At 66.9% G+C, this 14,677-nt stretch carries 9 protein-coding genes; 8 read left to right on the forward strand and 1 reads right to left on the reverse strand.

The annotated features are described in order from the left end of the window. The first annotated feature begins 48 nt into the window (after positions 1–48). Entirely contained in the window at positions 49–1,230 is a 1,182-nt protein-coding gene (locus tag KPL74_09495) for a beta-lactamase family protein (GenBank protein ID QWT22230.1), read from the forward strand. A gap of 83 nt (positions 1,231–1,313) precedes the next feature. Continuing rightward, a complete protein-coding gene (locus KPL74_09500) occupies positions 1,314–4,868 on the forward strand; it encodes a patatin-like phospholipase family protein (protein QWT22231.1) in 3,555 nt (1,184 codons plus the stop codon). Here the strand turns inward: KPL74_09500 and KPL74_09505 are convergent. Continuing rightward, positions 4,865–6,262: a class II fumarate hydratase gene (locus KPL74_09505; protein QWT22232.1), complete on the reverse strand. Its 1,398-nt coding sequence runs from the start codon at positions 6,260–6,262 to the stop codon at positions 4,865–4,867. The genes KPL74_09500 and KPL74_09505 overlap by 4 nt on opposite strands. 191 nt (positions 6,263–6,453) lie before the next feature. Between KPL74_09505 and purB the strand changes: the two genes are divergently transcribed. The 6 genes from purB (at position 6,454) to odhB (ending at position 14,658) form a co-directional block, all read left to right on the forward strand. Further along, a complete protein-coding gene (gene purB, locus KPL74_09510; protein ID QWT22233.1) occupies positions 6,454–7,821 on the forward strand; it encodes an adenylosuccinate lyase in 1,368 nt (455 codons plus the stop codon). 152 nt (positions 7,822–7,973) lie between these two features. Next, positions 7,974–8,414, forward strand: a complete 441-nt coding sequence (locus KPL74_09515) for a DUF1311 domain-containing protein (protein QWT22234.1) — start codon at positions 7,974–7,976, stop codon at positions 8,412–8,414. Positions 8,415–8,760: 346 nt separating this feature from the next. Continuing rightward, on the forward strand, positions 8,761–9,963 hold the full coding sequence (locus KPL74_09520) for a cupin domain-containing protein (GenBank protein ID QWT22235.1): 1,203 nt from the start codon (positions 8,761–8,763) through the stop codon (positions 9,961–9,963). Between the two features lie 14 nt (positions 9,964–9,977). Continuing rightward, positions 9,978–10,454 (forward strand): hypothetical protein, encoded by a 477-nt coding sequence (locus KPL74_09525; protein ID QWT22236.1) that lies wholly within the window; start codon positions 9,978–9,980, stop codon positions 10,452–10,454. 132 nt (positions 10,455–10,586) lie between these two features. Then, positions 10,587–13,439 carry a 2-oxoglutarate dehydrogenase E1 component gene (locus KPL74_09530; GenBank protein QWT22237.1) on the forward strand — a complete coding sequence of 951 codons (2,853 nt, stop codon included), beginning with the start codon at positions 10,587–10,589 and terminating at the stop codon, positions 13,437–13,439. Positions 13,440–13,446: 7 nt separating this feature from the next. Continuing rightward, positions 13,447–14,658 carry a 2-oxoglutarate dehydrogenase complex dihydrolipoyllysine-residue succinyltransferase gene (gene odhB / locus KPL74_09535; protein ID QWT22238.1) on the forward strand — a complete coding sequence of 404 codons (1,212 nt, stop codon included), beginning with the start codon at positions 13,447–13,449 and terminating at the stop codon, positions 14,656–14,658. Positions 14,659–14,677: the final 19 nt, after the last annotated feature.

The raw sequence follows: 14,677 nt of genomic DNA on the forward strand, positions 1-14,677 counted from the left end.
CGCGACGACGGCCTCTTCGGAGGCCGTCTTTTCATGGAGGGGTTGGACATGCTTCGTTCGATGCTCTTCGCGGCCTGCGCGGCCGCCACGCTCCCGGCCTTCGCCGCGGGGGATCCCGTTCCCGGCCTGATGAAGGCCGCCGATGTTCCCGGCCTGGCCGTGGCGATCATCCGCGACGGCAAGGTGGTTTCGGTCAAGGCCTATGGCTTCCGCGACCTGGAAAAGAAGCTGCCGCTCACCACCGACACGGTGATGTACGCCGCATCGCTGACCAAGGCCGCGTTCGCTTATGCGGTGATGGGGCTGGTCGATGCGAAACGGCTCGACCTCGATGCGAGCATCGCGGGCGACCTGCCCAGGCCGCTCCCCACGTACGAGAAGTACGCCGACCTGGCCGGCGACGATCGCTGGAAGAAGCTTACCCCTGCCCTGCTGCTCAGCCATCGCTCGGGCTTCCCCAACTTCCGCTTTTTCCCGCCCGGCAAGGACTACGACGCCGACGCGAAACTCGCCTTCTACCAGGAGCCCGGCACGAAGTACGGCTACTCCGGCGAGGGCATCAACCTGCTGCAGTTCGTGCTCGAGAACGGCAAGGGCATCGACGTCGCCACGCTGATGCAGGACCGGCTGTTCAAACCCTTCGGCATGACCCGCACGAGCATGACGTGGCGGCCCGACTTCGCCGACAACCTCGCCATCGGCTACGGGCTCGATGACAAGGCGCTGGGCCACAAGCAGCGCGAATCCACGCGCGCGGCGGGCTCGATGGACACCACGATCCATGACTACGCAAACCTGCTGGCGGCCATGGTCCGCGGCGACGGCCTGTCGAAGGCGGCTTACGCGACGTGGCTGAAACCCGTGGTGCGGATCCGCTCCGTGCGGCAGTTCCCGACCATGAACCTGCCTGACACCGACGACAATGATGCGATTTCGCTGGGCTACGCCATGGGCGTGGGGACGTTCGATTCACCGCGCGGCCCGGCGTTTTTCAAGGGAGGGCACGACGACGGCACCAACAACGTCTTCGTCTGCCTGTCGCGTTCGCGCGACTGCGTGCTGTTGATGAGCAACTCGAGCCGCGCCGAATCGATCTTCCCGGCGTTGCTCGACGCGACACTGGGGAAGACCTGTTTCCCGTGGTATTGGGAAGGTTACGTGCCCTACGACAAACGCGGACCGGAAACCGAGGACACCGTCGCAAATCGCCATCCGGCCTGTCCGCACTGATGGCGTAAGCCCTATGGCCGATTGTGGCCACCCTGCCCGGGGTCTAAAAACGAACGTTGGCACGTCGCCCCGGGGAGAGGCGCATGGCGACCACGCTCGAAGACGAAGCCCTGGCCACGCGCCGCGCGCAGGCAGGGCTGGCTTCCGACGCTCCACGCACCGGCCTGGCGTTCTCCGGTGGTGGCATCCGCAGCGCGACCTTCTGCCTCGGCGTCCTGCGCGCCCTGGCCCGGCACCGGCTCGTGCACCGCTTCGACTACCTGTCGACCGTTTCGGGCGGTGGCTATGCGGGCTCGGCGTTTGGACGTCTGTTCCATCCTGGCCAGGGTGGCGGCGCCGCCGCGGTGGAAGAGGGACTCGGGCGCGACGACACCTCGTTCCTGTGGTGGCTACGCAATAACGGACGCTTCCTCGCGCCGGCCGGTGCGGGTGACCTGTTCCAGACCTGGGCGACCCAGCTGCGTGGCTTCATCGCCACCCAGGTCGAAGTCGCCGTGCTGGCGATCGTCCTTGCCTGCCTGATTACCCTGCCCCACCTCGCATACACCGCCATGCCCGACGACAGGTGGTCGCTGCCGGTGATCGTCAGCCTGTGGTGGTGGCTGCTGCCGATCCCATCGATCATGGCGGCCATCGCGTGTTATGGGTACTGGTTCCTCGGCCGCGTGACCCTGGCCGGCGTGGTCACGGCGGTCGCCGCGGGCTTCGCCAGCTATAGCCTGGGCATGCGTGCATGGGCGAGCCACGATCCGGTCGAACAGGTGCTATGGACCGCCTGCGCCCTGTTCTTCGGCCCCGGCCCGCTGGCCTGGGTCGCCGCACGGATCAGTTCGGCTTTGCGCACGGAGGAAGCCAACCGGGTGCGCTATGCGCATGCCTTCACCGCCTTCAACGGACTGTTCGTCCTGATCGCGTTGATCGGCGGCGTCGACATGCTGAGCTGGTACGTGCGCTCGCGCCTGGGCAACCTGCATCCGGGCCTCGGCCTGTTCACCAGCGCCGGCATCGCTACCGTCCTGCTTGCGCTGGTGCGCGCCGTGATGCCGTTGCTGCAGCCGTCGGGCAAGGCCGGTCCCAAGGTGTCGTTGAACGTGGTTGCGCAGGTGCTTGGCCTGTCGACCCTCGCACTGATCGTGCTGTTCTGGACCACGATCTTCCAGTTCCTGGTCTTCCCGCCCGACCAGGGTGGCAGCGGCATCTTCCAGCACGCGTGGGTGCGCTGGGCCGCCGCTGCCCTGGTGGTCGTGGTCTACCTCCTGATCAACGGCCGCGACATGCGCCAGCTCAACCAGTCGTCGCTGCACCTGTTCTATCGTTCACGCCTGGCGCGCACGTATGTCGCCGTCGGCAATGCGCCGGACGCCAGCACCGCCGCGCGCACCCGCTTCCCCGCGCCCCTGCTCGCACCGAACACGCGAGCCACGACCGAGACCATCGTGAAGGTCACCGAGCTATTGCCGGGCGACGACGTGGCCCTCACCGACTACACCCCGTACCGCTTCGGCGGGCCGATCCATCTGGTGAACTGCTGCATCAACCAGACGGTGGACGACCGCACCGGCACCTATAACGCCGACCGCAAGGGCGTGAACCTGTCGGTCAGCGCGCTGGGCGTCGAGACCGGTACGCACGGACCCGACCCGGCCGTGTTGCCCACGCTGCAACGGACGACGCTCGCCGAATGGGTCGCCATCTCCGGCGCCGCCCTCGGCTCGGGCATGGGCTCGCTGACCCAGTCGGGTACGGCGGCGCTGTTGTTCCTCAGCGGCTTGCGGTTGGGCTACTGGCAGCGCAACCTCGCCAGCGAGCCACCCCCGAAACGTAGCCTCGTCGCGAAGTACCAGGCGTTGCTACGCGAGATGCTCGCGCGCTTCCCGGGCGTGCGCGACGCGGATTGGTACCTCAGCGACGGCGGCCACTTCGACAACACCGGCGTCTACGCACTGCTCAAGCGCGAGCTCAACCTGATCGTCCTGGTCGACTGCGGTGCCGACCCGGACTACCGTTTCGCCGATGTCGAAAACCTTGTGCGCAAGGCACGCATCGACTACGACGCGTCGATCGCCTTCATCGATCCGCTGTCGCTGGCGCCGCTCGCCGGCACGTCGGCCGTGCTGTTCGCCACGCCGGACACGATGACCTCGGATCCCGCGCCAGCGCATCTGCTGCTCGCGCGCATCGTCTATCCGAGCGGTGCGCAGGGCACGTTGCTGATCGTGAAGCCGCGCCTGCCCCAGGGTTTGCCACTGGACGTCGCCGGCTACGCCGATCGCGAACCGACCTTCCCGCAGCAGAGCACGTCGCAGCAGTTCTTCAGCGAGTCGCAATGGGAGAGCTATTGCCAGCTGGGCGTGTGCCTGGGCAGCTCGATCACGGCCGACATGCTGGATCAACTGTCGACCTGGGCGTGGCAGGGCACGGTGGTCGGCACGCAGTCGTCAACGCTGACGCCGACGGCGATCCCACCCAGCCGGTTCCGGCAGATGGCGACCACGGTCGGCACGTCGATCGGCCTCGGCGCGGTGTTCACCGCCGCCATCGCGGGCTGGCAGGCGATCGACTCGGCGCGCCAGCAGGAAGCCGCCTTGCAGGCGGCCACGCAGCAGAAAACCCAGGACATTACCGGCAAGGCGCTGGCGATCAGCGGAAGCTTCCAGCCTGGCACGCAGTTCGACGATGGCATGCGCAGCAAGATCGCCGACCTGCTGCGCGACCTGGCCTCGGTGCAGATGCCGGACCGCTTGCGTGAGCGCCTCGCCGGGCTGGTTGCCCCGCTGTCCACCGTCTGCGACGCGACCACCGACGCGCAGCAACAGGGCACTTGCGAGTACTACGCCAACATCCTCGCGTGGCGGACCAGCGTGCCACCGACGTCATGGCAACTGGCCATGCGCGATTACGATCGCTGGCGCGACCCCGGGCACGCCACTGACGAAGGCGTGGCCAACACGAGTGCCGAAACGCCGCCGGCGGCACCGCCGCCACAACCCGATACGACCGCCGTCGCCCCGCCGCCACCCATGGCCGACGTCGCGCCACCGCCACCACCACCACCGCCGCCGGTGGCCATGCCAGCACCGGCACCCCCGCCGCCGGAGGGAATGGCCGGCAACCGGCCCGGTGCGATGCCGCGCGAGACGCAAGGCGGTTCCGCCAGGCCGCCTGAGCCGACGACCGCCGCCGCGGTGGTCGCCTCGGTGGTCGCCTCATCGCTCAAGTCACCGCCCGCGGCGGAGGCAGCGCGGCCGGCGCCATCCGCCAGCGAACTCGAGGAACAGGTGCGTAACGCCTGCGGCCAGCCGACCCAGCCCTACACGCTTTATACGCAGGTGTATGACGAGGCGAGCCGCACGGCAGCGGTCGACGTGCTCGCCCGCGTGCATGCGCTGGGCCTGGTCGTGCCGGGCGTGGAAAACGTCAGCACGAGTGCGTCGCACAACGGCACGCGCACGCCGTTCGAATGGCGCGCGCCGACGGTGCTGTACGCATCGAACGGGGCGTCGTGCGCGAATGCGCTGGTGGATTGGGCGAACACCACGCTGCCGCAACTGGCGCACGTGAAGGCACGCGCCGTGGCCTTGCCGCCGGGTACGGGCAAGGCCACCGTGCTGGAACTCTGGCTGCCGCGGCGGCGTTAACCGCCGCCGCCACCGCCGCCGTGGATGCCGCCCCTGGTCAGGGCGGCCGGATCGAGCAGCTTGGCCAGCTCGGCCTTCGACAGGCCGGTCGTCTCCAGCGCCACGTCCATGATCGGGCGTTTTTCCTTGTAAGCCTGCTTCGCCGTGGCCGCGCCCTTCTCATAGCCGATCACCGGGTTGAGCGCGGTGACCAGGATCGGGTTCTTGTCCAGCGCCTCGCGGATGTGTTCCTCGTTGACCTTGAAGCCAGCGATCGCCTTGTCGGCGAGCAACCGGGTGACGTTGGCGAGGATGTCGATCGATTGCAGCAGGTTGTACGCGATCACCGGCAGCATGACGTTGAGCTGGAAGTTGCCCGACTGCCCGGCGATCGCGATGGTGGCGTCGTTGCCGATCACCTGTGCGGCGACCATGGCCGCTGCTTCGGGGATCACCGGATTGACCTTGCCCGGCATGATCGACGAGCCCGGCTGCAGCGCCGGCAACTCGATTTCACCGAGGCCGGCCAGCGGACCGGAGTTCATCCAGCGCAGGTCGTTGGCGATCTTCATCACCGCCACGGCCAGCGTGCGCAGCTGGCCGGACAGTTCGACCGGCGCATCCTGCGCGGCCATGCCCGAGAAATAGTTGTCGGACGATTCGAACTTCACGCCGGTGAGCTTGCCCAGCTCCACGGCGACCGCGGGGCCAAACTTCGGATCGGCATTGATGCCGGTGCCGACCGCGCTGCCACCCTGCGGCAAGCGGCGGGTACGCTTGAGCGTGTCGTTGATGCGCTCTTCGGCATCGCGAACCTGCGCGGACCAGCCGCTGAGCTCCTGGCCGAAGGTGATCGGCATCGCGTCCATCAGGTGGGTGCGGCCGGTCTTGACGACCTTCTTCAATTCCTTCGCGCGGGTGTCGATGGTCTTGCGCAGGTGCTTCAGCGCGGGCAACAGCTTTTCGCTGGTGGCCAGCGTGGCGCTGACCAGGATCGCCGTGGGGATCACGTCGTTCGAGCTTTGGCCCGCATTGACGTGGTCGTTGGGGTGGACCTTGCTGCCGGCGGCCTCGGCGAGGTGCGCGATCACCTCGTTGGCATTCATGTTCGAGCTGGTGCCCGAGCCGGTCTGGAATACGTCGATCGGGAAATGCTCGTCGACGTCGCCGGCCGCGACCTTGTCGGCAGCGGCACGGATCGCCCTGGCGGCAGCCTTGTCGAGGTGGCCGAGCTTGACGTTGGCCTCGGCGGCGGCGGCCTTGACCAGGCCCAGGGCGCGGATGAATTCGCGCGGCATCGCCAGGCCCGACACGGGAAAATTGTCCACGGCCCGCTGGGTCTGGGCGCCATAGAGCGCCTTCGCGGGTACCTTCAATTCGCCCATGCTGTCGCGTTCGGTACGGAATCTGGTCATCGGTGGGGATCCGGTTGGTGGGAGCCCGATAACGATAGACCCATCGGGGGATAACGTCATCGGGCGCGGTCCCACACAGCCGCCGCCCCCCCCTGTAGGAGCGCGCCTGCGCGCGATCACCCCCCGCCAGCCCCGCCCCCACCCGGGTATAATCACCGGCTGCCCCGCTTCTCGCTTCCCAGGACCCCACCATGTCCCACGCCACGCTGACCGCCCTCTCGCCGCTGGACGGCCGCTATGCCTCCAAGTCGGGTTCGCTGCGCCCCATCTTCAGCGAGTTCGGCCTGATGCACCGCCGCGTGCACGTCGAGATCCACTGGCTGCTCGCCCTCGCCCGCCATCCGGGCATCGTCGAACTGCCCGAGTTCCCGGCCGACTCGGTGGCCCGCCTCGAAGCCATCGCCAACGACTTCTCCGTCGACGACGGCGAGCGGATCAAGGCGATCGAAGCCACGACCAACCACGACGTCAAGGCGGTCGAATACTTCATCAAGGAAAAGATCGGCAACGAAGCCGCGCTTGCCCAGGCGAAGGAATTCGTCCACTTCGCCTGCACCAGCGAAGACATCAACAACCTCGCCTACTCGCTGATGCTGCGCGACGCACGCGAAACGGTGCTGCTGCCCTCGCTCGACCAGGTGATCGGCAAGCTGCGCGGCATGGCGCACGACCTCGCCGGCCTGTCGCTGCTCGCGCGCACCCACGGCCAGACCGCCTCGCCGACCACCATGGGCAAGGAACTGGCCAACGTCGTCGCGCGCCTGGAGCGCCAGCGCAAGCAGCTCGTCGCCATCGAGATCCCGGGCAAGATCAACGGCGCCGTCGGCAACTACAACGCGCACGTGATCTCCTACCCGGCCGTCGACTGGCCGGTGCTCGCCGCAGGCTTCGTCGAAGGCCTCGGCCTCACCTTCAACCCGTACACCACGCAGATCGAACCGCACGACGGCATCGCCGAGTTCGCCGACGTGCTGCGCCGGATCAACATCATCCTCATCGACCTCGCCCGCGACATCTGGGGTTATATCTCGCTGGGCTATTTCCGCCAGGCGCTGAAGGCCGGCGAAGTCGGTTCATCGACGATGCCACACAAGGTCAACCCGATCGACTTCGAAAACGCCGAAGGCAACTTCGGCCTGGCCAACGCCCTGCTCGGCCACTTCGCCGAAAAGCTGCCGATCAGCCGCTGGCAGCGCGACCTCACCGACTCCACCGTGCTCCGTGCACTGGGTACCGCGTTCGGCCACTCGCTGGTCGCACTGGAATCGCTGATGAAGGGCCTGGGCAAGCTCAACGTCAACGCCGAGCGCATCGCCGCCGACCTCGACAACAGCTGGGAAGTCCTCGCCGAAGCCGTGCAGACGGTGATGCGCCGCTACGGCCTGCCGGAACCCTACGAACAGCTCAAGGCCCTCACCCGCGGCCAGGGCATCACGAAGGAATCGATGCGCACCTTCATCGACAGCCTCGACATGCCCGCCGACGCGAAGAAGGCGCTCGCGGAGCTCACCCCCGCCACCTACATCGGCCTCGCCGACAAGCTGGCCAAAGCCATCTGACCGATCCACGGATGCGAACGATCAAAAGCCCGGCCATGCCGGGCTTTTGTTTGGCCAGTCATCCGTGCATTGGACGTGCGCTGCCTCAGCCATTACGTTCTCCCAGGCTGTCGCCCTGACGGACGCAGACCTCACCTGAAAGGATATCCGGGATGAAAACCTTCGCTACCGTCGTTGCGCTCTGCCTTGTCGCAATGCCTACCATCGTCTCGGCATTCGATGACTCGACGGAGCAAGCCTTGAGGCACTCGGCACCGAAAGGCATCACGGAAGCGTTTTTCGCCTGCACGAAGAAAACCGGCTTCGACAAGGCAGAGCTTTCCAACTGCATCTCGACGGAACTCAAGGTGCAAGACCGCCGCCTCAACAAAGCTTACAGCGCACTGATGACGCATCTGGACGACAAGTCCAAGGCTAGCCTGCGAGCAGCCGAGCGGGCATGGCTCGATTTCAACGTGAAGTCGATCACGGCAGAGACCGACATCGGCGGAACGAACCAGACGACGGATCTCGATGTGGCACAGGCCGAGCTGTATCGATACTGCGACCGCGCGAACGTCCTCGAGCGCTATCTATTCGGACTCGGTTTGTAGGCGAAGAGCAACGCCACCTGGTCATCGGCAGTCGAGCCGCACGCAGGCGCTCCAGCCAGCTTGCCCCAGTGATGAAGAGAGCCCTCGGTGCCTACCCTCGAGGCGAGTTCCGCACAAGCGAGCGGCCGAAGGCCATATAAATACATGGGCCGCGGCTGCGGCCATCCTTATCGAGCGCGGAGGACCTGTCTGAGCAGCGAGGGTAGGCACCGAGGGCTGTCCTGCGGCCAGGTTCGAGCGCCGCGCGGACGGCCATCGCGCGCAGGCGCGCTCCTACAGGGCGGCGGTTCGGCCGAAGGCCGTGGGGGCATGCGCCGCGAAGCGGCGAACCGATACAATCCCGCCCATGGCTATCAAGACCCCCACCCGCAAGCCCCTCCCCATCGAAGTCCGTGGCAACGCCACGCAGCCGCTGGGCATGAGCGCCACGCAATTCCTACGCGACTACTGGCAGAAGCGACCGCTACTTATCCGCAATGCCTTCCCCGGATTCGAGGCACCGATCCAGCCCAACGACCTGGCCGGCCTGGCCTGCGAGGAAGGAGTTCTGGCCCGCCTGATCATCCACGACGAAAAGCGCGACAGGTGGACGGTAAAGAACGGCCCGTTCGACGAGGCCGAATTCGGCAAGACCCCCAAGCGTGACTGGACCCTGCTCGTCCAGGACGTCGACAAATGGGACGCCGACGTGGCCGCCCTGCTCGAAACCTTCGCCTTCCTGCCCAGCTGGCGGGTCGACGACGTGATGATCTCCTATGCCGAGGACGGCGGTGGCGTCGGCGCCCACGTCGACCAGTACGACGTCTTCCTGCTGCAGGGCATCGGCGAGCGCCACTGGGCGATCAGCGACGACCCGGACGCGCCGCTGGACTTCCGCAACGACGTGGAGCTCAAGCAGCTGCAAACGTTCGAACCGACCCACGAATGGCTGTTGGAGCCGGGCGACATGCTGTACCTGCCGCCGGGCGTCCCGCACGATGGCGTGGCCATCGGCAACTGCATGACCCTGTCGATCGGCATGCGCGCACCCTCGCAGGCCGAGCTCACGGGCGACCTCGCCGACTTCCTCGCCGAGCGGATGCCCGAGGAACTGCGCTACACCGACGCCGACCTCACGCCCGCAAAGCGTGCCGGCGAGATCGATGCCGCCGCATTGAACCGCCTGCGCCAGGCCCTGCCCTTCGCCGCCGCGCTCGACCGCGACCTGCTGGCGGAATGGTTCGGCCGCTTCATCACCCGCTACCGCAACGCCCAGGAAGCCGCGCCCCCGCCGAAGGCGACCACTGCCGCCGCGCTGGACAAGGCCCTCGACGGCGGCTCGACCTTCGTCCGCCACCCGTTCGCCCGCCTGGCCTGGGTCCGCGGCAAGAAAGACGCCACGCTCTACGTCAGCGGCAGCGCGTACGAGTGCCCGGCCGACCTCGCCGAAACGCTGTCGGGTCAGCGCGAAGCCACCTTCGACAAGGCCCCCGGCGCGGCCGGCAAGGCCGTCCTGCTGGCCCTCGTCAACGACGGCCACCTCGGCATCCGCAAGGGCCGCCGTCGGTGACCGGGGCGGCGGACATGAAGCTGGAGGCCGTCGACCGGGCTGGCCTCGAAGCCGCCCATGTCCGCCTCCTCAGCGGCGCCCGCTACCGGGCGTCGATCTACCTGCCGGTGATGGACGCCGGCGTGCTGGAGAGTGATGAGGCCATGGCCGAGCTGCGCCGGCTGGCCACCAGTGGCCGGCATGCCCGCATCCGGATCCTGACCCACGATGCCAACCGCGCCCATCGCGACGGACATCGCCTGGTCGCCCTCGCCCAACGCCTGCCGACGGCGGTCGCCATCCGCGTGCCCACCGACGAAACCCACCTGCATTACGGCTCCGCCTTCACCGTGGACGAGCTCAGTGCGTTTCTGTTCAGGCCCGTGGCCAGCCGCTTCGATGCAGAGGGCTCGCTCGATGCGGCGGGTGAGACCTCTCGATTAATGGCCTATTTCGACGAAGTCTGGGAGCGGGCCGAGCCGGCTTGGCAGATAAGACCACTGGGTATTTGATATCTCAGACATACGGCAAAAGCGTTGGCGCGGTGCAATGACGCAGGGCTATACTTAACGGATTCTTTGCCGCGGGCGCGTCTTCCCCTCCACCCGCGACAGCCCGCCCTTTCCGTGTGTGCCGGTGGTGACGTGAGCGCAAACCTGATCCGCGAATTTTCCGAATCTTCCCAGCTCGCTGGCGGCAACGCCGATTACGTAGAGCAGATCTACGAAGCCTGGCTGGCCGATCCCGGCTCTGTCCCGGCCGAATGGGATTCCTATTTCAAGTCGTTCAAGGGCCGCGAAGCCGGCGATATCGCCCATTCCGGCGCCATTGCCCGCATCGAAGCCGCGCAGAAACAGCGCCGCGCGGGTGGGACGACCACCGTCGCCGCTCCGGCTGACAATGCCTATGCGCAGAAACAGGCCGGTGTCCTCCGCCTGCTCACGGCCTACCGCTCGCGTGGCCACCTGGCCGCCCAGCTGGATCCGCTCGGCCTGACCGCGCCCGACGTGGATGCGCCGGACCTCGGCCTCGCCTTCCACGGCCTGACCGACGCCGACCTCAACACCGAATTCGATTGCGGCACCTTCGCCGGCGGTGGCCAGCGCATGACGCTGCGCGACCTCTGGTCGAAGCTGAAGGCGATCTACACCGGCACCGTCGGTGCCGAGTTCATGTACATCTCCGACTACGACCAGCGCTCCTGGATCTATTCGCGCCTTGAAAAGGCCGCCGGCAAGCCGGGGCTGGAAAAGAGCGAGAAGGTGCGCGTGCTCGAAGCACTGACCGCGGCCGAAGGCCTCGAGCGCTACCTGCACACCAAGTACGTCGGCCAGAAGCGCTTCTCGCTGGAAGGTGGCGACAGCCTCATCCCGATGATGGATGACGTGGTCCGTGCCGCCGGCGACAACGGCGTCAAGGAAGTCATCATCGGCATGGCCCACCGCGGCCGCCTGAACGTGCTGGTCAACATCCTCGGCAAGGCCCCGTCGCAGCTGTTCAACGAGTTCGAAGGCAAGTTCGAGCACGACGACAGCCCGATGCACACGGGCGACGTGAAATACCACCTCGGCTTCTCGGCCGACGTAAAGACCCCGAACGGCGGCGTGCATGTCGCGCTGGCGTTCAACCCGTCGCACCTGGAAATCGTCAACCCGGTGGTCGCCGGCTCCGTGCATGCCCGCCAGGGCCGTCGCCGCGACACCGCGCGCGAGAAGTCGCTGGCCGTGCTCATCCACGGCGACGCCGCGTTCGCCGGCCAGGGCGTCGGCATGGAACTGATGCAGATGTCGCAGGCCCGTGGCTTCGCCATCGGCGGCACGCTGCACCTGGTGATCAACAACCAGGTCGGTTTCACCACCTCCAAGCGCGAAGATTCCCGTTCCACGCTGTACTGCACCGACCTGGCCAAGATGGTCAACGCGCCGGTGTTCCACGTGAACGGCGACGATCCGGAAGCCGTGATCCAGGTCACCCGCCTGGCCTACGAGTTCCGCAAGCAGTTCAAGAAGGACGTGGTGATCGACCTCGTCTGCTACCGCCGCCACGGCCACAACGAGGCCGACGAACCGGCAGCGACGCAGCCGCTGATGTACCAGGTGATCCGCAAGCGCCCGACCACCCGCGACCTGTATGCACAGTCGCTGGTGAAGTCGAGCACGATCGGTGCGGACGACGGCCAGAAGATGCTCGACGATTACCGCGGCCGCCTCGAAAAGGGCGCCTCGCTGATCTCGATCGAGCCGAACCCCACCCGCGACATCCCGGTGGACTGGACCCGCTTCGTCGGCAACGCGCTGTCGATGGACGTCAAGACCGGCGTCTCGCGCGAGGTGATGTCGAAGGTGCTGGACACCATCCTCACCATCCCGCCGAACGTCACCCTGCACGCCCGCGTCGCCAAGATCTACGACGACCGTCGCAAGATGGCCTCGGGCGAGCTCCCGGGTGACTGGGGCTTCGCGGAAAACCTCGCCTACGGCACGCTCATCGCCGAAGGCAACGACCTGCGCATCGTCGGCCAGGACGCCGGCCGCGGCACGTTCTTCCACCGTCACGCGGTGCTGCACGACCAGAACAGCGACGACACCTACATGCCGCTGGCGAAGGTGCGCGAAGACGCCCGCGTCGACGTCATCGACTCGCTGCTCTCCGAAGAAGCCGTCATGGCGTTCGAGTACGGTGAAGCCACCACCTCGCCCGACCAGCTCACCATCTGGGAAGGCCAGTTCGGCGACTTCGCCAACGGCGCCCAGGTCGTGATCGACCAGTTCATCAGCTCGGGCGAAGCCAAGTGGGACCGTCTCTGCGGCCTCACCCTGCTGCTGCCGCACGGCCAGGAAGGCGCAGGCCCGGAGCATTCCTCCGCCCGCCTCGAACGCTTCCTGCAGCTGTGCGCGCTGGACAACATGCAGGTCTGCGTGCCGACCACCCCGGCCCAGGCGTTCCACATGATCCGCCGCCAGCAGGTGCGCCCGGTGCGCAAGCCGCTGATCGTGATGACGCCGAAGTCGCTGCTGCGCCACAAGCTGGCCGTGTCCACGCTGGACGAGCTGGCCAACGGCAAGTTCCAGCTGGTGATCGGCGAGCACCGCGACCTGCAGGCGAAGAAGGTCAAGCGCGTGGTGCTGTGCTCGGGCAAGGTCTACTACGACATGCTCGAGGAAGCCGACAAGAAGGGCATCACCGACGTGGCGATCGTGCGCGTCGAGCAGCTGTATCCGTTCCCGCGTCCGGAAGTCTCGGCCGAACTGGAAAAGTACCCTTCCGCGAAGGAAGTGGTGTGGTGCCAGGAAGAGCCGATGAACCAGGGTGCATGGTTCCAGATCCGTCACCACCTGCAGGCCTGCATCGGTCCGAAGCAGAGCCTGTCCTATGCGGGACGCTCGCGCTCGCCGTCGCCGGCACCGGGCCATCTCAACACCTACCTCGCCGAACAGGCAGCGCTTGTCGAGCAAGCGCTCGTCGCGCCTGTCGGCACCGATCACGCAGCGGAGTAAGGCAAGCATGTCCATCGAAGTCAAAGTCCCGGTCCTGCCCGAGTCGGTCTCCGACGCGCTCATCGCCACCTGGCACAAGAAGGCCGGCGACGCGGTCAAGCGCGACGAAAACCTGCTGGATCTCGAAACCGACAAGGTCGTGCTCGAAGTGCCCTCGCCGGTCGACGGCGTGCTGAAGGAGATCAAGTTCGAGGAAGGCTCGACGGTCACCAGCAGCCAGGTTATTGCCGTGATCGAGGAAGGCGCCGCCGCTGCCGCGCCCGCCCCGGCCGCCGCTGCCCCGGCTCCGGCCGCCGCCGAAGCCCCTAAGGCTGAGAAGACCGACGCGCCGAAGGGCGTGGACGAGCTCTCGCCGGCCGGCCGCCGCGTCGCCGTGGAAGACAACATCGACCCGTCCAAGGTCGCTGGCACGGGCCGCGATGGCCGCGTGACCAAGGAAGACCTGGTCAACGCCGGCAAGGGCGGCAGCGCCCCGGCCGCCGCCGCGGCGGCCCCGGCAGCGAAGCCGACCCCGGGTTCGCGTCCGGAAGAGCGCGTGCCGATGACCCGCATCCGCACCCGCATCGCCGAGCGCCTGATGCAGTCGAAGAACTCGATCGCGATGCTCACCTCGTTCAACGAAGTGAACCTCGCCGAGGTGGTCAAGCTGCGCAAGTCGCTGGGCGAGCAGTTCGAGAAGGCCAACGGCGTGAAGCTGGGCTTCATGAGCTTCTTCGTGAAGGCCGCCACCGAAGCGCTCAAGCGCTACCCGGTGATCAACGCCTCGGTCGACGGTTCGGACATCATCTACCACGGCTACCAGGACATCTCGATCGCCGTGTCGACCGAGAAGGGCCTCGTGACCCCGGTGCTGCGCGACGTGCAGGACATGTCGTTCGCCGACGTCGAGAAGGGCATCATCGGCTACGCCAAGAAGGCGCGTGACGGCAAGCTGGGCCTGGACGACCTCCAGGGCGGCACCTTCACCATCACCAACGGCGGCACCTTCGGCTCGCTGCTCTCCACCCCGATCGTGAACCCGCCGCAGAGCGCCATCCTCGGCATGCACACGATCAAGGAGCGCCCGATCGTCGAGAACGGCCAGGTCATCGCCGCGCCGATGATGTACATCGCCCTCTCGTACGACCATCGCATCATCGATGGCAAGGACGCGGTGCTCTTCCTGGTCGACATCAAGAACCAGCTGGAAAACCCGCAGCGGATGCTGCTCGGCCTCTGATGGTCGGTTAAACGCCAGA

It is taken from the genome of Bacillus sp. NP157 (assembly GCA_018889975.1).
Taxonomy (GTDB): Bacteria; Pseudomonadota; Gammaproteobacteria; order Xanthomonadales; family Rhodanobacteraceae; genus Luteibacter.

What these genes read in the sequence shown, in the direction of transcription:
- KPL74_09525 (QWT22236.1), top strand. Translation starts at nt 9,978, where the DNA reads ATGAAGCTGGAGGCCGTCGACCGGGCTGGCCTCGAAGCCGCCCATGTC.
- KPL74_09520 (QWT22235.1), top strand. Translation starts at nt 8,761, where the DNA reads ATGGCTATCAAGACCCCCACCCGCAAGCCCCTCCCCATCGAAGTCCGT.
- KPL74_09495 (QWT22230.1), top strand. Translation starts at nt 49, where the DNA reads ATGCTTCGTTCGATGCTCTTCGCGGCCTGCGCGGCCGCCACGCTCCCG.
- purB (QWT22233.1), top strand. Translation starts at nt 6,454, where the DNA reads ATGTCCCACGCCACGCTGACCGCCCTCTCGCCGCTGGACGGCCGCTAT.
- odhB (QWT22238.1), top strand. Translation starts at nt 13,447, where the DNA reads ATGTCCATCGAAGTCAAAGTCCCGGTCCTGCCCGAGTCGGTCTCCGAC.
- KPL74_09515 (QWT22234.1), top strand. Translation starts at nt 7,974, where the DNA reads ATGAAAACCTTCGCTACCGTCGTTGCGCTCTGCCTTGTCGCAATGCCT.
- KPL74_09505 (QWT22232.1), bottom strand. Translation starts at nt 6,262, where the DNA reads ATGACCAGATTCCGTACCGAACGCGACAGCATGGGCGAATTGAAGGTA.
- KPL74_09500 (QWT22231.1), top strand. Translation starts at nt 1,314, where the DNA reads ATGGCGACCACGCTCGAAGACGAAGCCCTGGCCACGCGCCGCGCGCAG.